Annotated in this window: 17 protein-coding genes; 2 read left to right on the top strand and 15 right to left on the bottom strand. The window is 34.3% G+C overall.

The annotated features are described in order from the left end of the window. Positions 1 to 26: 26 nt before the first annotated feature. The 15 genes from nagA to V6670_RS03685 form a co-directional block, all read right to left on the bottom strand. Positions 27 to 1205 (bottom strand): N-acetylglucosamine-6-phosphate deacetylase, encoded by a 1179-nt coding sequence (gene nagA / locus V6670_RS03755; RefSeq protein ID WP_141904800.1) that lies wholly within the window; start codon positions 1203 to 1205, stop codon positions 27 to 29. Beyond that, the gene (locus tag V6670_RS03750) at positions 1202 to 1867 is read right to left on the bottom strand and encodes a DUF624 domain-containing protein (RefSeq protein ID WP_338652691.1); all 666 of its coding nucleotides are present in this window, start codon (positions 1865 to 1867) and stop codon (positions 1202 to 1204) included. Before V6670_RS03750 ends, nagA begins: the two co-directional genes overlap by 4 nt. A 204-nt stretch (positions 1868 to 2071) precedes the next feature. Then, the gene (locus tag V6670_RS03745; protein ID WP_141904798.1) at positions 2072 to 3688 is read right to left on the bottom strand and encodes an extracellular solute-binding protein; all 1617 of its coding nucleotides are present in this window, start codon (positions 3686 to 3688) and stop codon (positions 2072 to 2074) included. A gap of 19 nt (positions 3689 to 3707) precedes the next feature. Continuing rightward, a complete protein-coding gene (locus V6670_RS03740; protein ID WP_036126512.1) occupies positions 3708 to 4586 on the bottom strand; it encodes a carbohydrate ABC transporter permease in 879 nt (292 codons plus the stop codon). A 13-nt stretch (positions 4587 to 4599) separates the two neighbouring features. Further along, positions 4600 to 5592, bottom strand: coding sequence for an ABC transporter permease subunit (locus V6670_RS03735; RefSeq protein WP_338652682.1), 993 nt, complete (start codon positions 5590 to 5592; stop codon positions 4600 to 4602). Between the two features lie 18 nt (positions 5593 to 5610). Next, entirely contained in the window at positions 5611 to 6762 is a 1152-nt protein-coding gene (locus V6670_RS03730; protein WP_141904796.1) for a Gfo/Idh/MocA family oxidoreductase, read from the bottom strand. A 1227-nt stretch (positions 6763 to 7989) separates the two neighbouring features. Next, complete coding sequence (locus V6670_RS03725) at positions 7990 to 8742, bottom strand: ATP-binding cassette domain-containing protein (RefSeq protein ID WP_141904795.1); 753 nt, start codon at positions 8740 to 8742, stop codon at positions 7990 to 7992. After that, a complete protein-coding gene (locus V6670_RS03720; protein ID WP_338652677.1) occupies positions 8739 to 9803 on the bottom strand; it encodes an iron chelate uptake ABC transporter family permease subunit in 1065 nt (354 codons plus the stop codon). Before V6670_RS03720 ends, V6670_RS03725 begins: the two co-directional genes overlap by 4 nt. After that, entirely contained in the window at positions 9800 to 10816 is a 1017-nt protein-coding gene (locus V6670_RS03715) for an iron chelate uptake ABC transporter family permease subunit (protein WP_141904793.1), read from the bottom strand. The genes V6670_RS03720 and V6670_RS03715 overlap by 4 nt, the downstream gene beginning before the upstream one ends. A gap of 19 nt (positions 10817 to 10835) precedes the next feature. Next, a complete protein-coding gene (locus tag V6670_RS03710) occupies positions 10836 to 11864 on the bottom strand; it encodes a siderophore ABC transporter substrate-binding protein (RefSeq protein WP_141904792.1) in 1029 nt (342 codons plus the stop codon). Between the two features lie 398 nt (positions 11865 to 12262). Next, complete coding sequence (locus tag V6670_RS03705; RefSeq protein WP_141904791.1) at positions 12263 to 12940, bottom strand: response regulator transcription factor; 678 nt, start codon at positions 12938 to 12940, stop codon at positions 12263 to 12265. Positions 12941 to 13982: 1042 nt separating this feature from the next. After that, a complete protein-coding gene (locus V6670_RS03700; protein ID WP_338652672.1) occupies positions 13983 to 14462 on the bottom strand; it encodes a hypothetical protein in 480 nt (159 codons plus the stop codon). A 32-nt stretch (positions 14463 to 14494) separates the two neighbouring features. Next, the gene (locus tag V6670_RS03695) at positions 14495 to 15025 is read right to left on the bottom strand and encodes a hypothetical protein (protein WP_338652670.1); all 531 of its coding nucleotides are present in this window, start codon (positions 15023 to 15025) and stop codon (positions 14495 to 14497) included. 633 nt (positions 15026 to 15658) lie between these two features. Continuing rightward, complete coding sequence (locus V6670_RS03690) at positions 15659 to 16279, bottom strand: thermonuclease family protein (protein ID WP_141904788.1); 621 nt, start codon at positions 16277 to 16279, stop codon at positions 15659 to 15661. A gap of 133 nt (positions 16280 to 16412) precedes the next feature. Continuing rightward, positions 16413 to 18152 carry an ABC transporter ATP-binding protein gene (locus V6670_RS03685; protein ID WP_338652668.1) on the bottom strand — a complete coding sequence of 580 codons (1740 nt, stop codon included), beginning with the start codon at positions 18150 to 18152 and terminating at the stop codon, positions 16413 to 16415. Positions 18153 to 18273: 121 nt separating this feature from the next. On the opposite strand from V6670_RS03685, the gene V6670_RS03680 reads away from it, so the two are divergent. Both V6670_RS03680 and V6670_RS03675 read left to right on the top strand, forming a co-directional pair. Further along, positions 18274 to 19704, top strand: coding sequence for an ABC transporter permease (locus V6670_RS03680; protein WP_338652666.1), 1431 nt, complete (start codon positions 18274 to 18276; stop codon positions 19702 to 19704). A gap of 13 nt (positions 19705 to 19717) precedes the next feature. Next, positions 19718 to 21214 (top strand): ABC transporter permease, encoded by a 1497-nt coding sequence (locus tag V6670_RS03675; protein WP_338652664.1) that lies wholly within the window; start codon positions 19718 to 19720, stop codon positions 21212 to 21214. Position 21215: the final 1 nt, after the last annotated feature.

Genomic DNA, 21215 nt, shown 5'->3' with positions numbered 1-21215 from the left:
TATATAAAAAGATGCCTATTGATATATCAACCCTTCTCAAAGGCAAGATTCCCTAAGCAAAAAGTTTTCTCCACTTCCCCTTCTTCATTCAACCAAACAACATCTGCATCTTTCCCTAGTGCAATAGACCCTTTTCGCTTATCGAACCCTAAATGTACTGCTTGATTCAAAGAAACAAGACGCATTTGTTCAACGATTGAAAGTGTAAGCCACTCTTCTATGTTTTTCCTTGCCGTATTCATATTCAACACACTTCCAGCTAAGGATCCTGTTTTACGTTGAATACATTGATTATTGATTACTTCTACTTCATTTCCACCTAAACTATACATACCATCTGGCATCCCCTTTGCACGTATACCATCTGTAATGACTAACAAACGATCTAAGCCCGTCATTTTGTAAACTATTGGTAGTAAATCTTTATGGAAATGGATATTATCTGGAATTACCTCAATATACACATCTTCGGCTAAAAGCACTGCTCCAACAACACCTGGATCACGATGATGAAGTCCACTCATACCATTAAATAGATGTGTTGCATGTGTGATACCAGCTTTTAATGCATGGATTGCCGTATTATAGTCAGCGTCAGAATGGCCAATAGATGCAATAATTCCCTTACTAGTCAATTCTTTTAGTAATTCAAAATTGCTATCTTCCTCTGGTGCAAATGTGACAAGACGAATGGATTGTTGAGACTTATCGTATAAATCATTAAATTGTTGAACATTTGGCTTTAAGATATACTCTTCTGGTTGGGCTCCTTTTTTTGCCCCATTAATAAATGGACCTTCTAAATGAATTCCTAACATTTCAGCTACTGCTGTAGGTTGGTTTTTATAATAAGAAGAAAGTTCCTCAATAGTAGCTTCAATCTCTGACATAGGACCTGTCATCGTTGTTGCTAAAAAAGCTGTTATGCCTTCACTAGCTAAATACTTTGCCATTTTCGAATAACAAATTTGATCAGCATCCATAAAATCATGTCCTAAAGCACCATGTACATGGATATCGATCATTCCAGGGATTATATAACCTTTTAGCTGACAGTCTATTACATTCTCTATCGAAGCTAGTGAAGGACAATTATCCATTTGATCAATTACTGTAATTTTCCCTCCCGACATTTCTAGAAATCCGTTATTTAAAATTTGATTTTCCAAAACGATATTAGCATTAATAATCCATATTTTATTCATGAGGTTACCCCTCCACCAGAATACTGTGGTAGATTAGTATGTTCCTCTGCTTCAATTTCTTTCTTAAATATATGAGATGACATCCAAGTTAAAAATAATGCAGTTAAGCTAACACCGAAAAATGGTAATAAGCCAGGAATCCAACTATAAATTTTATATAGTATGGCAAGCCCTATAATGCTGCTAATCATTTGTAATGGATACGCAATACTAAATATGATTGAAGCAGCAAAGTAACGTAATGATGGTAAATTATAATGGGCATATAGTTGAAATATATTCACTAGAATAATACCGAATAGCATACTAATTGTGATGAACATTGTTAGTAAAAGTAAACCAAGTACGCCATGAAATGTTATAATAATCTGAAAGTTAATGATTAAAAAGTAGCCTAAACCCAGTAAGATAATACCTATTTTATTAGATGGAATAAATTCGACTTTATATGTATTCCAATATATTTTTACTAATCTTTTTAAGTCATCTTCTCCTAGTAATCTTTTACGTAAAGTAGTAAACATTGCGACAGTTGCCGGGGATAGTCCAAATAAAACCAGTCCAAGCAAAGTTAAGCCTATCCATAATAACTGTAGCACTGCTAACAATGTAATCCACTCTACAACCCAGTATAATTTACTTCTCCACCCTTCAAATTCCATGTACATTACCTCCCTACGATTCACACACAACTATATATCATGCATGCTTCATTTTAAGTATGAAGAATTGGTTTCTCTAACTAGACACGTCATTAGAAAGAAGTTTTAGAGAATAAGGGTCACATAAGCTTGGAATCAAAAGTGAATATTTAGCTTATGCGACCTTCTCCTTCTTATTAAGCTAGGAGGAAATCCTAAATTTAATTATTTTGATCGGTCATATGCGCCTTGTGCTACTTCCAAATATTCTTGTAAGCCCATCTTCTCAATTGTTTTCTTATAATCATTCCATTTATCGAAGCTTTCTTTGCCTGTAATAAAACTTGCTGTCATTTCATTTACATACGTTTGAATGTCTGTTAAAACGGCTGACACTCGATCATTTTCTTCTACTGTGTAATTCAATCCTGGAATAATTTCATCATCTTTCAAGGCATATGGCATTACTTGGTTAGCATTGTTAATAGAATTTTCCTTAGCCTCTGCACCTTGGAAATACTTTTTCGTTACAATCCCAGGGTAATAGCCGCCTGGCCATGTTAAATAATCACTTATCGCTTGATCTAAGTTTTTGCCATCTGGGTTATTCGTAATATTTTCTACATATTGAATAGTACCATCCGCATTTTCTTCGTAAGTGACATCTTCAAAGCCCATAAAGAACATTTTAGCTCCTTCCTCACCATATAAGTGATCAATCCAACGAACCATCGCTTCAGGATTTTTCGCTTTATCTGTTAAAACAAACATGCCTAAATTACCAAGACCATTAGTCATCGCAGTAAATTGTCTATCCCCATTCGGTCCTTCTAAAACTTGTGCACCAGTATAACCATCTATTTTATATAACTCTTTCGGATCTACTTCACTAAGCATACCAAACGTCCCTTTAGCTGCTTCTGCCGCAAATTTCTGAGGCTCTGTCGTAAATACATCTTTATTGATTAAACCTTCTTTGTAAAGTTTATTTAAAAACTCAAGTAATTGTTTATATTCGTCTGTCGTTGGCACGAAACGGAATTCTTCAGTTCCTTTTTTAAAGTCTAAATTCAGATTCATCGTTCCTTGTTTGTTCAAGCCAAATGAACCTCTTAAATAAGAAATAATTTGTTCAATACCATAGCCAGTTCCCCAGCCTTGTTCATCTTGTAAACCATTGCCATTAGGATCATTTTCTTTAAATGCTTTCAGCACGTTATACAAGTCTTCTGTTGTTTCAGGTGATTGTAAACCTAGATTATCAAGCCATTTCTGGTTAATCCATGGAGCTCCAACGCGAAGTGATGAAAACTTCGGATCGTAAATTGTTGGGAAGCCATAAATATTGCCATCTGCCATCGTCACACCTTGTTTTACAGATGGGTATTCTTCTAATAGTTTTTTAAAATTTGGAGCATATTGATCAATATAATCATTCAACGGTAAGAATACACCTTGTTGTCCATACTTGATTAAATCAGTTTTTGAAAATGCTGATGCAAAAAATATTTCTGGATAATTTCCAGCAGCTAAAAGTAAGTTCTTTTTGTCCGCTAATACTTCAGTCTGAACAGTTGTCCAATTAATATGGATGTTAGACATTTTCTCGTATTCTTCCCATAACATTAGATTGTTCCAATCTTGTGATGCAAAAAACTTTGCTGCAAAACCGTCTACTTCAATTTTCTCTTTTGTAATAGGCATATCCGTTGCATTCAAATTATCCAGATTACCGCTTTTTTCTCCACCATTATCTTTATTATCTGAACATGCTCCTAGCAAACTTGCAGCTAACATCAGGCTTGTTACTAAACCGTAAACACGCTTTTTTTTCACTTTCATTTAAAATCGCCCCTATTCTTTAACCTTTTAATGAACCAATCATGACACCTTTTACAAAATATCTTTGTAAGAATGGATAAAGCATTAACATTGGTAGGTTAGCAACGATTAAAACTGCGTACTTTAACCCTTCAACGCTAAGTTTTTGAGCTAAAAAGCTTTCTGACGTCGCTTTAATCATATCGTCAGCTTGTCCTTGAATTAATATTTGCCTCAGAATAAGTTGTAGTGGAAACTTATCTTGGTCTTGCAAGTAAATCAATGCTTGGAAATAAGAGTTCCAATGTCCTACTGCATAAAATAAAACCATGACTGCCATAACTGGTAATGATAGTGGTAGAACAATACTCCACAAAATTCGGAAGTTCCCTGCGCCATCAATCATGGCAGATTCCTCTAGCTCATATGGAATGGACTGGAAAAATGTCCGCATAATAATGATGTTCCATACAGCTACCGCGTTCGGAATAATCATGACCCAAAAAGTATTAATCATGCCCAAATCACGAATTAATAAATATGTAGGAATTAGTCCTCCACTGAAAAACATGGTGAAAACCATAAATGCCATAATAAAGCCTTTTCCTTTTAAATGTCTACGAGAAAGAGGGTAGGCTGCACAAATTGTCATAACTATATTTAACAATGTTCCAAAGAATGTGTACTTCAATGTGTTGATAAATCCATTCATAATATCTGGATTTTGGAATACCTTTTGGTAGGCCTCCACCGTAAATTCCTTTGGCCATAGCCATATATCCCCCGAGATTACGTACTCTGGATTACTAAGGGAAGCACTTAAAACAAAAATAAGTGGATACAAAACAACAACTGCTACAATTGTTAAAAAAATATAATTAAAGAGTGTAAACGCACGATCGCCCTTTGATTCTTTCATTTCAATCTCTCCTTTACCATAAACTTGTATCACTCACTTTTTTAGCTATTTTATTAACCATAATAAGGAGGATAAAATTAATGATAGAGTTGAATAAGCCAACAGCTGCTGAAAAGCTATATTGCGCTTCTAAAATCCCGCTACGATAAACGAAAGTTGATATAACATCCGATGCCGACATATTTAAATCATTTTGCATTAAAAATACCTTCTCAAATCCAATTGCCATGACAGATCCTACATTTAAGATAAATAAAATGACAATAGTCGGCATAATCGCAGGAATATTAATATGAATGATTCTTTGGAATTTTGATGCCCCATCTATCATTGCCGCCTCATGCTGTGCTGGATCTACGGCAGCTAAAGCGGCAATATATATGATGGAGCTCCATCCCATCGTTTGCCAAACATCAGATAGTACATATATCGATTTAAACCATGCTGGTTCTGAAATAAAATCAATTGGTGTACCCCCAAACAACATAATTATTTGGTTAATCATCCCATCTGACTTTAAGAATAGTAACAGCATACCAACAACTACTACTGTTGATAGAAAATGTGGGGCATAAATAACTGTCTGCACAAATTTTTTAAAACGAAGACTTTTCACTTCATTTAATAGCAATGCAATAATGATTGGTATTGGGAAAGATATAAGTAAAGTGAATACACCAATCCCTATCGTATTTTTTATTAAGCGCCAAAAATAATAACTATCAAAAAAACGTTCAAAATGCTTAAACCCTACCCACGGACTTCCCATAATTCCCTTTGTAGCAATGAAATCCTTAAAGGCAATTTGCACCCCATATAGTGGATAGTAATGAAAAACCAAAAAGTAAAGTATGACAGGAGCTAGTAATAAATAAAGTTCCCAATTTTTTTTGATAGATTTTTTCCACTCTACCAAGTGATTTTTCTTTACTTTTGATTGCTTTTTGAAAAAACGTTGTGTTTTAGATGTTTTGTCCTCAACAGTTGTTTTATCTAAAAGCGTCATAATTACACCCCCAATTTATCAATGTTGCAGAATGGTAGATTCCTGTATGATCTCTATAACCTTACCTCCGTTACGAATAGACTCTGTTGCTGCGCAGCCCACCGCAACACTCATTCGTCCTGCAAATGGCGTTGTTAAAGGTTCTTTATTATAGAGAATGAGTTCTACAAAATCTTGGGCAATTTTTGGATCAGCCCCACCATGGCTTCCTTCCTCAGGCTTCATTTCGTAAACAACATCACTAAGTTCTTCCCAAGAATTTGATTTTCGTGTTTTTAAATAAATTTTATTATTGATATCATCATTTTCGATACGCCCTTTCGTACCTATGAATGTATAATTTCGTGAATAGTCTGGTGTGAAGTGACATTGTAAGTAAGAAGCTTTTATGCCACCTTCCAATTCCATAATGACCATATTATTATCCTCTACATCAATTTCTTCACGGAATGCACATTCCGTAAATGTATGTTCAACATATTCTGGACAAGTTTTTTTCTGGTCACATGTTGGACACGTTAACGTATTTGGCTGATTTCCACCATAATAATCTAAGCTACCAAATGCAGAGACTTTCGTTGCATATTTCCCAGAAATCCAATGAATGACATCTAAATCATGTGAGCCCTTTTGAAGTAGCAGAGATGTTGTATTTTTTGAATTACCATGCCAATCGTGGTAGTAGAAGTAACCGCCGAATCCAACAAAATGACGTACCCATATAGCCTTTAATTCTCCAATAGCTCCTGAGTCAATTAAGCCTTTCATCGTTTGATACATACTCATATAACGCATATTAAAGCCAACCATTAGATGCTTTCCTGACTTTTTCCATGCATCTAATATTCGATCGCACCCTTCCACAGTAATGGCTAATGGTTTTTCAGCATATACATGCTTGCCTGCACTTAAGCAAGTAGTAATATGTTCTTCATGCAGATAATCTGGTGATAAAACCGCAATTGCGTCGATATCATCTCTTGTTAATAATTCCTTATAGTCCTTTGTTAAAAATAATGGTGTATCGAATTTTTCCTGAAATTTTTCTAAACGTTCTTGAGAGATATCAGCTAATGCTACTATTTCTGATGCTCCAGTAGGTTTATGCCAGTATTGTGCCAAGCCTCCTCTTAAACCGGCTCCAATTACACCAATTCGTATTTTTTTCATTGTAATTCCCCCTCTTATCCTTGCTCCCCTGTATTTCGTAAACGTTTACAAATCAAATTAAACTATTCATGACAACACAACTACACGTCAACACGTTGTAGGTACAAGTTAAAGTATAAAATTGTAATGAATATTCCAAAAATTTAACTGGAATAAATATATAATTCTAACACTTAATATGTCAATACCCTAGGTTTTGTTCGCTAGTATAAATTAACTGAAACCTATACGAGTTGACTCATCCGAAAATTCAGAAAATATATCGCTTCTTCAATAGCTCAATCTACTACCCTATTTTCTTAAATTTTTTTCTGAAAATAAACAAATTTCAAAGTGAACCATCAATATGTAGACAATGCTCTCTATATTTTGGTTTTTAATAATTCAATTTTGACTAATATCAAATAGTACCTGAAAATTAAAACTATATGGACTCAGTAGACCACCTGGTTCATATATTTTATTAGTGCTTGAAGATTTATTTTTTCAGTATCTTTTAATAGATATAAGGATAATTAGAGACAGCTTGTTGAGTTACTATCACAGGCTGTTTTTTATGCTCAAAACATAAAAAAACGACTCACCTATAATAGGTGAGTCGTCTGAGATTTTCACGTTCCCAAAAAATGAGGGGGGTTTCAGGAGCGTAATCATGAACTAGCAAACTTCTGGAGAAAAGTAGCTAAAGTTCATCCTTTCTACACTGTATTGTAGTCAAGGAATATTCTTTATATGATAATGATAATCATTTTCATTTAACTTGTCAACAATAATCTTATAATTTGTTCAACTTCTTTTTCCATGCTAACAAATACTATATTCAATAGCAAAAATCAATCAGTAACGATCTACCCTCGTTTACTTTTATAAATTATCGTTGCTCCAATGAATATAAATAAGGTTACTAGGCTCATCATTGTTTCTATTGCTCGATATTATTGGAAGACCATCAACAATTGTTGCTGAAACTGTATCTCTTTATTGTAGTATAGTGTGTGCAGACTAACACGAATTATTTTAAAAGCTAGAACGTAATACAGAACTGTTACTACTGTAATTCCTAGTACAAAGTGAGAAGTCTCCATTTTTGAGCAATCTCCGCATAAAAACAAGTGTTTTTGCTCTTTCACGAAAAACGGACAGGAAACTTAATAGCAAACAAAGATCCACTGGAAATAGTATTTGCATACTTATTTTTTGAGATGCTTCTTTTCTAAAATTTTGTAACTAATAAACAGCAATCGGCCCATAAGGCCCTTCGATAATTTCTATTTTTGTTTCAAAAATTTCCGTCAAAATTTTTGAGTCCATAACTTCTTCTACTGTTCCGAAAGCGGCAATTTGTCCATCTTTCATAGCACAAATTCTATCAGAATATTTGGCTGCAAAATTTATATCATGCATAACAGTCAGAATTGTTCTTCCAAATTCATTAGCCGCGCGTCTCAAATGCTCCATCATTTGAACAGAACGAGCAACATCAAGGTTGTTCAAGGGCTCGTCCAATAGTACATATTCAGTTTCTTGACACAAAACCATCGCTACATATGCCCTTTGTCTTTGACCACCAGAAAGCTCATCTAAATATCTATTCTCCAAATCCGTTAAATCTAAAAAATCAATATACTTAGAAATAATAATTTCATCTTCTTTAGTTAATCTTCCCTTTGAATAAGGAAAGCGACCAAATCCAACTAGTTGTCTAATCGTAAGCCTAGTGACAAAATGATTTTCTTGTCGCAATATAGTTAAAATTTTTGCTAAGTCTTTTGATTTGGATTCAGTAACATCCATATTGGCCACCTGAATTTGACCTTCCTCCATATCCAAGAGTCTTCCAATCATCAAAAGTGTCGTAGACTTTCCAGCGCCATTTGGTCCAATTAAAGAAGTAAAACCCGCTTTTGGTATTTCAATATCCAAAGGTCCTATTTTTACCTTATCTGTATAGAACTTTTTAACATTATCAATTTTTATCATAAAGCCCTCTTCCTTAAAACTACAGTTAAAAATATTATTCCACCAAATAATTCAATAATAACTGAAACTACACCTTGAGCATGGAACACATGATACATCAAAAAGTATGCACTCGTTATTATCAAAAATCCTATAGCAAGAGCCATTGGAAAGATATATCTATGATCATAAGTTGACGCCGCCTGATAGCTCAAAGTTGCTACTAAAAAGCCATAGAAAGTAAGTGGTCCAATCAAAGCTGTTGAAATTGACATCAAAATAGCAACTAATACAAGCGTATAAATGACACTAGGTTGATATTTAACTCCAAAAGAAGTAGAAACATCCTTTCCTAGTGACAATACATTTAAATTCTTAGAATGAGCAAGAAGTAATAAAGCTACAATGATTACCATAGGAATGACGATAGGAAAATATGCCGAATCTGCATTATTAACAGAGCCAAACAATCTTGCCTGTAAAATATCAAATTCAGAGGGAGCAAGTAGTCTTCTCATGAAAGTTGACACAGAATTTAGCCCAGTACCAATAATAATTCCAACTAAAAGCATAAGTTGTAGGTTCCCATATTTACCAGACAGTAACCATCCATATAGTATTAAACTCATCAAGACCATAACAACAACTTGAAATAAAAATGATCCAACTCCACTAAAATTGATCAATGCACTAGCACCAAAGAAAAATATTGTACTAGTATGAATTGTTGAGTAAAGTGATTCGAAACCTAAAAGCGAAGGCGTTATAATCCTATTATTCGTAATGGATTGAAAGGCAACAGTCGACAAGCTCTGACAAACTGCAGCAATAATCATGGCAACAAGAGCCACTATCCTTCTCATAACAACTGGGATAAAAGAAGGTGAATCTATCGGAACTGGATTGTTATAAACTAAAAGTCCATATGAAGCAAGAATGCCTAAAGCAATCAATGTGATCAGTAAAATCCAATACCGTCTTTCTTCCTTTTTAGAACGAAAAGCCCTAGCTGATCTACTTTTATTATGAAGGCTAGAATCGATTTCGACATTTTCTTTATTTCTATATTCTAATGTGGTCATCGCAGCCTCCTTGGTTTTCTTTGTCTCAATAAAATAGTAATAAATACGACTGATCCCACTGTTCCAAGTATTAAAGAAACAGGTACTTCAAAAGGCATGATAATCGTTCGTGAAATGATGTCGCAGGCAGTTATAGTCCCCATTCCTATCACACATACCCAAGGTAAATTACTCCTTAGATCATCACCTCTAAACATCGAAACAATGTTTGGGACAATTAAACCTAAGAAAGGTAAATTTCCAATAACAGCTGCAACAATTCCAACTGCAACAGAAATAAGGGCAGTCCCGAAAAGAACAATCCTATTGTAATTAACACCAAGGCTTGTTGCGACATCCTCCCCTAGCCCAGCTAAAGTCAATCTATTAGCATAAATAAAAATAAGCAAAGTAACGATAACAATTAACCATAAATATTCATATCTTCCCACCTGAACGGGAGCAAATGAGCCTACAAACCAAGTTTCAATACTTTGCGTCATTTGAAAAAGAAGTCCCATAAAAGTAGACACTGCAGAAATGACAGCTCCAAGCATTAATCCGATAATCGGAACAATTAAGGATGAACGAAGTTTAACTCTTCTTAAAAATAAAAAGAAAATCATAGTTCCTATAAAAGAAAAAATGATTGCGCCAGTCATTCTTAGAACTAAAGTTGGGGCAGGAAATAATAAATAAACAAGAAGCAGCCCTAAACCTGACCATTCAATAGTTCCTGTTGTAGTAGGTTCAACAAAACGATTCTGTGTAATCAGTTGCATGACGAGTCCTGCCATTGACATAGCAGCTCCAGTAAGCATTAATGCAACTGTTCTCGGAACACGAGTTATGAAAAACATCTCCATTCCATCTTCTTGTCCGCGTATATCATATACTCCAGTAAACAGTGATATAATGCCTAAAATAGTAACAACTATGATCGCTAATATAAAAGGTTTTGTACATATCTTATTGTGGTTATAAAACTGGGGTTGAGAAATATTCTCAACCCTAGAAATTATATTTTTTGGCACTATTTCATACTCCTTTACACTACTTAGCTAAAGTTTTTGCAAGATTTTCAAATAACTCTAAATAAGTCTGAAGTGATTCATTTGTGTAAGTATCTGCTGGCGCATAAATAATCTGTTTTTTAGACACTGCAGTTGTGTTTTGAAGTGCAGGTGCGTTAGCAATAACATCCTGTGCAGGAACTGAAGTAGCTGCATCAGATGTTGCAGCATCACGATCTAATACGAAAAGCCAATCCGGATTACTTTGTGCAATGGCTTCAACAGAAACTTCATCACCCTTATGATCAGTAGTAGAATCGGCAACTTCTAATGCTGGAACCCAACCGAAAATTTCATACATTGGTCCCCAAACACGTCCAGAATGAGGAGCTGCAAAACCAATATCTCCACCAGAAACAATAACACTCATCACTTTATCTGTTCCATTATAAGCAGATTTAGCATCTTCGATCACTTTATCAAAATCAGCAACCAATTGTTTCGCTTCTTCATTTTTATCAAAAATTTGACCTAAAGCAACTGTAGAATTTTTAAGTCCATTTACTAAATTTTCCCCAGGTGTAGTAGCTTCCTCAGAAATATCAACATCAAGGTCAATAACAGCTGCATTTGGCACTAATTTTTTGATATCTTCGTAATAGCCAGCAAATCTTTGACCGACAATTACTAGTTCAGGGTCTGCAGCTGCTATAATTTCAAGATTTGGTTCACGGTGATTTCCAATATTTTGAACTGAATCATCCTTTACATATGGTGAATCCGCAGGCATTACATCCTTTGGAACAGCTACTAGTTCAATATTCCAATCAGCTAACGTTTCAAAAGTTCTATTATCCAGGGCAACTACATTCTTTGGATTTACAGGAACAGTAACAGTTCCATGGGCATCAGTGATTTCAACCGTAGTAGGCTTAGCCACCTCTTCACTTCCATTATCTTTAGGCTTTGACTCTTCATTAGTTTCATTACTTGAATCTGAACAAGCTACTAACATCAAAGTCAAAACTGCCATAATACCAACAAATTTTAAATACATAGATTTCTTCATACATATACTCCTTATAATAGTTTATTTTGAAAATGATGAATTCTTTAGATTGAGTTGGATAGTAAAAGCTGCCATCCTAATCGCTATTGATAATCATTTTCATTTGTTCGTCCTGTGAAATAGTATAGTGATTAATTATGTGAAAATCCTGTGAAAGATGTAAATTAATAAATAAAATAGCTTTTTGCATCAAGTATTGATTAAAGATAAAAAAGCAAGACGTGAAGTATTCTTTTGATGGTTTCCGCCTCTTTAATATCTTCTAAAAACTGATGAGTTATAGGATTTTAAAGAACAAAAAACGAGCAAAACTGTTGAAACTGTTTTACTCGTTTTTTTCGATTATATTTAATATTGCTTACTATGACAGCCTGAACTTACCTATTATCTTATTGTGACTATTCAATCATTGAATACCCCCTGCCATGGATTGTTTGAATATATCGATCTTTCTTCTCGCATTTCAACTTTTTTCTTAAATACCCAATATATAAATCCACTACATTTGGGTTGACTGCTAAGTCATATCCCCAAACTTGATTCAATAGCATCTCACGGCTCAATATTTTATTTTTATTCTTGATTAAAAATACTAGTAAATCATACTCGCGCTTAGTAAGCGAGAAATTTTCGCCACCTTTTGTCACAATGCTGCATGATTCATCTACGAAGAGATCTTTAAATCGAAAAAAATTAGTCTCGTTTGTCTGGATAACGTCCCCTCTTCTTAAAATGACTTTTATCCTTGCTACTAATTCTTCTTTCACAAATGGTTTTCTTATATAATCATCTGCTCCTGCTTGTAATCCAGCTATGCAATCCTTGCTGGACACATTGTCAGTCACAATGATGATCGGTGTCGTTTTAACAGTTCGTATTTGTCTACAAATTTCCGGTCCAGATATACTTAACGAATCCCAATCCAATACGATAATATCCCAATCTTGCTCATATACTATATTTAAGCCTTTGTTTTCATTGTGAAGTGTTAATATGAAATAGCCTTCTTGCTTTAGACCGCTTACGATTTTTTTTGCTAAAGACCGTTCATTTTTAATGACCAACACATGCTTCACCTAATGCTCACCTCTACTTCATTACATAAAATAATTTATCACAAAAAGAATAGTGGATTTATAAATCTTAAATTTCAAAAATACTATTATAACAATTTACCAGGATAGATTTGTGCAAATTTACAATAAATATGTAGACAATACTAAAAATAAAAAACCTATTACTTTCTCAGTCTACTATGTAAATATAATTCTAACATTTGTAAAAATTTCATAAAGGGTTGGTTGGAGAGTACTGAAAAAGTCCGTTGTGTTCATTTAATAGGTGAAAGTTTGATTTAATTGAACTTTCAACCACTTTTTCGTTTATAGTAAATCTTTTCATTAGATTCTGTAAGAAAACACCTCAGTACTCAAATTTCCATTTTACTTATCTACTTCCTTTATTTGCATCCGATAAATGTTTTCCGAAATATCTAGTTATGGATTTAATTATTATTTATTCTAAATTGAATCCCCTAAAATGATAATGCAAGAAGTTATTTACAACTGTACATGTTGTTCAAATCATAACATATAAAGTGATTAATTATTACAAAAATATACCAATAAATGAAAATATTACTTATATTATTTGCTGGTGAAAATTTTTTTGATTTAGAAGCAGCCATTTTAAACATCTAGAAATACTTCTATGTTGATAAGATTATTTTAGGAGACGGGTGCAGTCTGAATTGTTCATTCTTACTAGAAAGGGCAGTTGAATTATATTTCTTTTATAGTTTTATATAACTTTCTAACAAAAAAAATCATCTCACCTCTAGATATCTATAGATGTGAGATGATTCTAACAGATAGCACAGGGAAGAATCAAAATTGCAGAAGAGATATGACCGATATTAGAGAAATTATTATCATCAACTGTAGGTTTTGTTGCGGTTTAAAGTATCCTTAGTATGAATGTTCAAGTTGTAAATACAACTCTCTCTAGGTTATAACTTTAATAAATAGAAAAACCCCTGCCATTTTGAAAATAATTTTAATCAAAATGAGTGGGTTTATTTTTAACATGAAAATAAATTTTAGAAAAGATTTGATTAAATCATTTTAAATAGCGTACGTCAAACATATATTGATCGTATAGCTTGCCACTCTCAAATTGGATTATTGAATCAAGAGTCGACTCTAACATTCCAATTTTCCATGTAATCTCTATCGCCGACATTGTCCCTATTGCTTGAATTGTACGTTTATATTTTTCCAACTCTAATGTTCTTTCAATCAATTCTTTAAATGCTTTTAGGGAATTCCCTTCATGCTCAAATGGTCGATCTATATTAATATCATTTAATTCGTCTTTATACTTTTTAATTGTTTCATTTCTCATTTTTTTAGCTTTATCTGCTTGTATTTGCATTGGTCCGAAACGAAATCTTGAACGCCATGCTACAAATGTTTTTACAGGAACATCTAGTAATTCAGCACCATCCCACTTCTCCATCCCTTTTTCTACACAAACTTCATGCATAATCTCCTTTAAAGGCTTCCCAAATTTCTCTTCTACCATGGCCTTATAATCCATAATATTCCACTCCTAAATCATCCGTAATTTCATTAAACCTTTCTTGATTCAAAGTACAATTTTAAATTACATTTTCTTAATTTATTCGTTTCTTCAATTAAGTTAATTTTTTTTTGATGTATTTTTTTTAGTGAGCTTATTGCATTTTCTACGATTGCTGGAGCATCGTTTCCTAAGTTAGGGAAATTCTGATTTAAATATTCATATAAAGCTATTTTTTCAATATTGGATGGAACGCTAGGTTCTTGTGGCAACTCAAATGGTGATTTGTTATCTGCCAATTGTTGAGGCGTATTATAAATAAACTGAAAGGCATTTTGTAACATCCTTTTTTCCCTTTCATCAATCACTTCATATACTCCATTTGAGTCAAGAGTAATTCGGTCAAATTCAACCATTACTAGTTTATCTGGTTTTCTATTTTTTGTTCTGTAGTACAGCATAACCTTTAAAACATCCTGCTCTGAAAGCTCCTTTATTGCTCTAAATATTCCATTTTTAGGATTAGGAACCTTATAAATTTTATTTTCTTTAGAAATATACAACCATTTTATACCACCCATAATCTATCCTCCTAAAACATACACAATATTTGTTCTTTATTTGCTTTTATCTATATAAAACTTTCAAATAAAGATTGATAAAAAATATGCTATAATCATTTTTATACATAAAATGTATTTTTTTACATTCATTTCAGTTAAAAAACTAAAATTGGACCTTCATTTAATCAATGTTTTGGAAAAAAATCCACGAGGATTAATACCCCATGGATTTCGTTTAAATAAAATAGAATTTTTTTGCTTCAAGTGTTACTTCTGCATATCTTCAGGTCAACCTTAATAGATCGTAAAGTAAAAACGATTACGATTCATGTAATTCAAAAGTCAATCCATCCCCTTCCATATACTAGTGATAATCATTTTCATTTGAATGTTCTATGGAGAAGTATAGCTTTATTTTCTGTGAAAATACTGTGAAGGGTAAACTTGTTATATTACTAAACATATAGCTTGTTTCAATAAAGCTAGTTGTTTTGGGATACATCTACTAACGGAAACCCAAACATTTTATTACGCTTCGTATTCTAAAGAGAATTAAATTAAAAAAAACTGCTGACCGTAAGATACAGGCAGCAGCTTCCTAGCTTTTTTGAAATTGTCCTTTAAAAGGCGTATAGTAAAGGGATTTTTAGTTTATTGAACTACTTCAGGGTGGAAACCATCATTTTGGAAGTAGTCATCATGTGACCAAATATTTAATTTTGCATCCTGTGTTTTTTGTTGAATAGCTCTAAATGCATCTTCAAATGTGTTGTTTGGCTTATGAATATAACGTACAACTGCAAGACCTTCCTTTAATAAAGATTCCTGCAATAATACATCATCTACAAAAACATAGGCTAGAAGGCGATCATAATTGTCCGTTTCTGGTCCAACATCATAGACTGCTTCAATTTTTTTAGCCTTTGCCAATAAATTAATCGTGTAATCTTTTGCTTGTTCAGCATATGGCTGGGCATCGCCTTTGTTGTAATTCATTTCAGGTGTATCCACCATTAACAGACGAATTTTTCGTTTCTCACCATTAATTGTCGCCTGAATCGTATCTCCATCATATGCTTTAATATAGTCTAGCTCAAAGCGTTTATTTCCTGTTTTTTCTTCCACTTGTTCAATTGAAATAGTACCTTGCTGATCTGTCACTGATTTAGTATCTTGATCTTCCGCAGGTGATCTGCCAAATATCATGTACAATGCTACAGCCAGAATAATCGTACCACTTGTTATTAATGTTTTTATATCTTGCATTTTCATGTAGTAGGCCCCTCACAACTAATCATCTTTGCTTATACCTACGCTTGGTATAAGTTGTGCAACTCATCATTAGGAAAACAAAAAGTTTCACGATGTTTCTATTGTAAAATATCAAGCTACTACATTCAAGCTATCACATTGTCACAGCTACCCAATGGTTAGGAGAAACCTCTACTAGCTGACTATTTTCTACTTCATAGCGTACTTTTTTATCTTCTATATATTCAGCATCATTATATTTCTTCTTCTCTATTACAGGATCTGGAATAGGTATTGAGCGTAATAATGCACGGGTATAAGGATGCTGTGGATTAGCATATAGTTCTTCACTTTCTGCCAATTCAACAATTTTCCCACCATACATGACCGCAACACGATCACTAATATGTTTCACCATTGACAGATCATGGGCAATAAATAAATATGTTAAACCAAGCTTTTGCTGTAATTCCTTTAATAAATCTACAATCTGCTTTTGAATAGAAACATCCAGTGCTGATAAAGGTTCATCACAAACAATAAAGTTTGGCTCGACTGCTAATGCTCTAGCAATCCCAATTCGCTGACGTTGCCCCCCTGAAAATTCATGAGGATAACGCATAGCATGTTCTTTCCTTAAACCAACAAGCTCAAGCAATTCCTCTACTCGTAGTCGTCTCTCTTCATGTGTCTTCACTAGGCCATGAATATCAAGGGCTTCCCCAATAATATCTAAGATTTTTTTCCGAGGATTTAACGATGAATAGGGATCTTGGAAAATAATTTGCATATGACGACGCATTGCCTTTAACTGCTTTTTCGTTAGCCTTGTTACGGGTATGCCTTGATATAAAACCTCTCCATTTGTAGGCTGATGAAGCTGAAGAATCGTTCGACCTGTAGTGGATTTTCCTGAACCAGATTCACCAACCAAGCCCAATGTTTCACCAGGGAATATATGGAAGGATAAATCATTGACTGCTTTTAGCGTTTGACCACGACCTAATGAAAATTCCTTCGACAGATGTGTCACCTCAATCAATGGCTTATGACGATCGATACCTGACTGAATATTGGCTATCTCTTTTGGCTGCTTTTTCTCATGCAACTTTGGTAGTGCATTCAATAATTTTTGGGTATACGGATGCTGAGCATTCGCAAAAATCTCTTCCGTTGTGCCCTGTTCAACAATTTCTCCTTCTTTCATGACGATGATACGATCACACATACCTGCAACCACGCCTAAGTCATGTGTAATTAAAACAATAGACGTCCCCATTTTTTTCTGCATATCACGCATCAATTTCAGTATTTGCGCTTGAATCGTTACATCAAGTGCTGTTGTTGGCTCATCAGCAATAAGCAGGGACGGGTTACAAGCAAGTGCCATGGCAATCATCACACGTTGGCGCATACCACCTGAGAATTCGTGAGGGTATTGTCGATATCTTTCTTCAGCATCCTGAATACCAACCAGTTTTAATAATTCAATTGTTTGTTGGTAGGCCTCTGTTTTTGACATGGCCTGATGCTTGATTAAACTTTCAGCCACTTGATCTCCTATTCGAATGGTAGGGTTTGTTGATGTCATTGGATCCTGAAAGATCATACTAATATCTTGTCCACGAATCCCTTCCATTTGTTTTTCACTTAATTCCGTGAGTTCTTGGCCTTTAAACACAATAGTGCCAGATTTCAGAAATGAAGGCGGCGATGGTAATAAACGCATAATGGAACGAGCCGTTACACTTTTCCCACTTCCAGACTCTCCTACAATTCCGAGTGTTTCACCTTTATTTAGATGGAAGCTAACATCCTTAACAGCTTCGAATTCTGTCTCCCCTGTGATAAAGGACACGCGAAGATTATTGATTTCTAAAAGCTTTTCATTCATTCGACCCATCCTTTTTAAAATTTGTGATTGACTTACTTACAAGTATAATCCATACTTTACAATACTGATAGGAATTATACAATATGATGCTGAATATTTTATTTACGTTTGGAGGAAATGCATGGTTACTTCAAAAAATCATTTAAAACCTAAGGAATTTATTTTCTTTTCTACGGTTTATCAAAAACTAATGCATCAAAAGCCTTACCATTTGATTCTTTTTTTCTTAAGTATTTTAGTTCACCCTTTTACATACTTTATCTATCGGAAAAGAAAACATTCAAACACTTATGATCAGGCTTTTGCATTACGTAGTCAGTACTACCAAGAGAAGGCTTTGGTTGCTCACTGGCAAAAGGACTTTGAACAACAAGAAATAGCAAAAGCTACCTTTTTTAAAGAGACTGTATTACAGTCACAAATTCAAGCAACAGCCAAGCAATTAGCCCAAAATAAACTACAACAGCAAGTGGATCAAGATTTACAAAAAGAGGGCATACAACAACTAACGTATAACCAATTTTTTAATCAGCTACTAACAAACAAACGCTTTGTCGCTCTTACCTTTCTACCAGCTGTTTTATTTTATGTAGTACTTATCTTATTTGCGAATCCGTTCCTACAATTTATTATTGAACGTATTTTACAAAGCTTCATTGTCATTGTTGGTGTAGCTACATTGGTGTTTACTATTTTGTATTTATCACCATTTGACCCAGCAAGAAACCTACTCGGAGTTGAAGCAACACCCGAGCAGATTGCGAATTTTAATCGTATTCACGGTTTAGATCAGCCTTATTTATCGCAGCTTTGGAACGCACTATCTGGCCTATTTACATTTGATTTAGGAACATCCTTTGCAGGTAAAGAAGATATTACCCACAGCATTGCGACAAAATTTCCTGTCACACTTGAAATAGCCGTATTGTCATTGTTAATGGCTATCGCCATTGCTATTCCAGTCGGTATTATTTCAGCTGTTCGTCCAAATTCATATTTGGATTATACATTTATGTTCATTGCTTTAATCGGCTTATCCATCCCAAGCTTTTGGCAAGGTTTAATTTTTATTTTAACGTTTGCTTTAAAGCTTCAATGGTTTCCAGCGACCTATAATCCTCAGAATTGGTTATCGCTCATCATGCCCATTATCGTCTTGGGAACATCCATTACAGCATCCATCGCTAGGATGACAAGGTCGAGTATGCTTGAGGTGATTCATGAGGATTACATTATTACAGCAAAAGCAAAAGGCTTAAATGAATTTAAAGTCATTTCAAAACATGCCATTCGTAATGCCATGATTCCAATTATTACGGTGATTGGACTTCTTTTTGGGGGTATGTTGGGAGGCGCATCTGTAACAGAAAAGGTATTCAACATTAGTGGGATTGGTAGCTATATCGTCGATAAACAATTTATCCCTGATATTCCGGCCATTCTTGGAGGCGTTGTTTATATTGCCATTACTATTTCAATTGTCAATTTATTGATTGATATCATGTATGCCTTTTTTGATCCACGCATTCGCTCGAAAATGAAGAAGTCTTAAAGGAGGATCACCTGTGAAAAACATCTTACATGTCAAACTACTCTTGAAGATTACACAGGAATATGTCAATTCTCATTTCACTTTTGTCTTTTCCTTATTGTTTTCTTTCTTGTTTCTAGCCTATAGCTATAATTTTTCTACCAATAGCTGGCGCCCAGTTATTATACTCTTTTTTGTTATTTATGCTATTACCACGGCATATGTTGCTTTCATCAATTTACGAATTAAAAAGGACCTAGCAAAGCACGGTGACATTCAAAAAGGCACTCGAGTGCTGGGCTATCCATTGTTAATCACTATATTGTCAGGCAATATTTTTTCAACATCCTTTGCATTTATGCTTGTGTCGAAAAGAAAATCTGCAGAATATACTTTTGCAGCCTATGCCTTTATTACACAATTATTCATCATTGGTATTGCAGCATTGAATATATTTAAACCATATGTAACGGATACCTTTTTACTTGCGATGGGTGTTTTCTTAGTACTAGCGCTGTTTTATATCGTGATGGCCATTTTATGTACGAAATATGTGACAGCTACTGAGGCACCTAAATGGATGATTGTTCCAAGTATTTTATTACTATTTGCAACTTTCACTGGTAATCTATTTGCGACATTACTAGGCTATAGCCTGATTCAAAAGGCTCGAAAGGCAAATCCGTCTTCTATAGAGAAGTGGCAAAAAATATGGGAAAAGATTTTACGTAATACGATGGCTGTATTCGGCTTATTCTTCATTATTTTCATGTTCTCATTGTCCGTCACAAGCTCTTGGACTTTTGACTATGACTTTGCTACAGAAAATAACTATGGTGCGTTACTGCAAACACCATCATTGGACTATCCGCTAGGCACAGATAATTACGGACGAGATTTATTTTCTCGCATTGTATTTGGTGCACAAATATCGTTAATCGTCGGATTTTTCTCAACGATTATTCCAGCAGTTGTTGGAGGGACATTAGGCGCTTTGTCTGGCTATTATGGAAAATCCACTGATAATATCATCATGCGAAGCCTTGATGTTTTATATGCTATCCCTGGCATTTTGCTAGCTATTGCTATTATCGCTGCCTTTGGTGCTAATACAGTGAACCTCATTATTGCGCTGAGTGTTGGGGCAATTCCAACCTATGCTCGTACAATGCGGGCTAATGTTATGCAGCTTGCTAATTTTGAATTTGTGGAATCAGCTAGAGCTTTAGGTGCATCTGATGCTGCTATTATTTTCAAGCATATTGTTCCCAATTCATTAGCACCAATGATTGTGAAAGCAACCTTAACGATTGGTGGAGCTGTTATTTCAACAAGTAGTTTAAGTTTTTTAGGGCTTGGTATTGAGCCACATATTCCCGAATGGGGCAATATTTTAAAAGTTGGTAGTACGTACCTGGAGACACATTCATATGTCGCGATTTTCCCAGGTCTTTGTATTATGCTTCTTGTCCTCTCCTTTAACTTCTTAGGAGATGGTTTACGAGATGCTTTAGATCCAAAAACAAATTAAT

The sequence above is a fragment of the Lysinibacillus sp. Y5S-8 genome (assembly GCF_036894365.1).
GTDB lineage: Bacteria > Bacillota > Bacilli > Bacillales_A > Planococcaceae > Lysinibacillus > Lysinibacillus fusiformis_D.
This window is presented reverse-complemented; position numbering and strand designations above follow the sequence as displayed.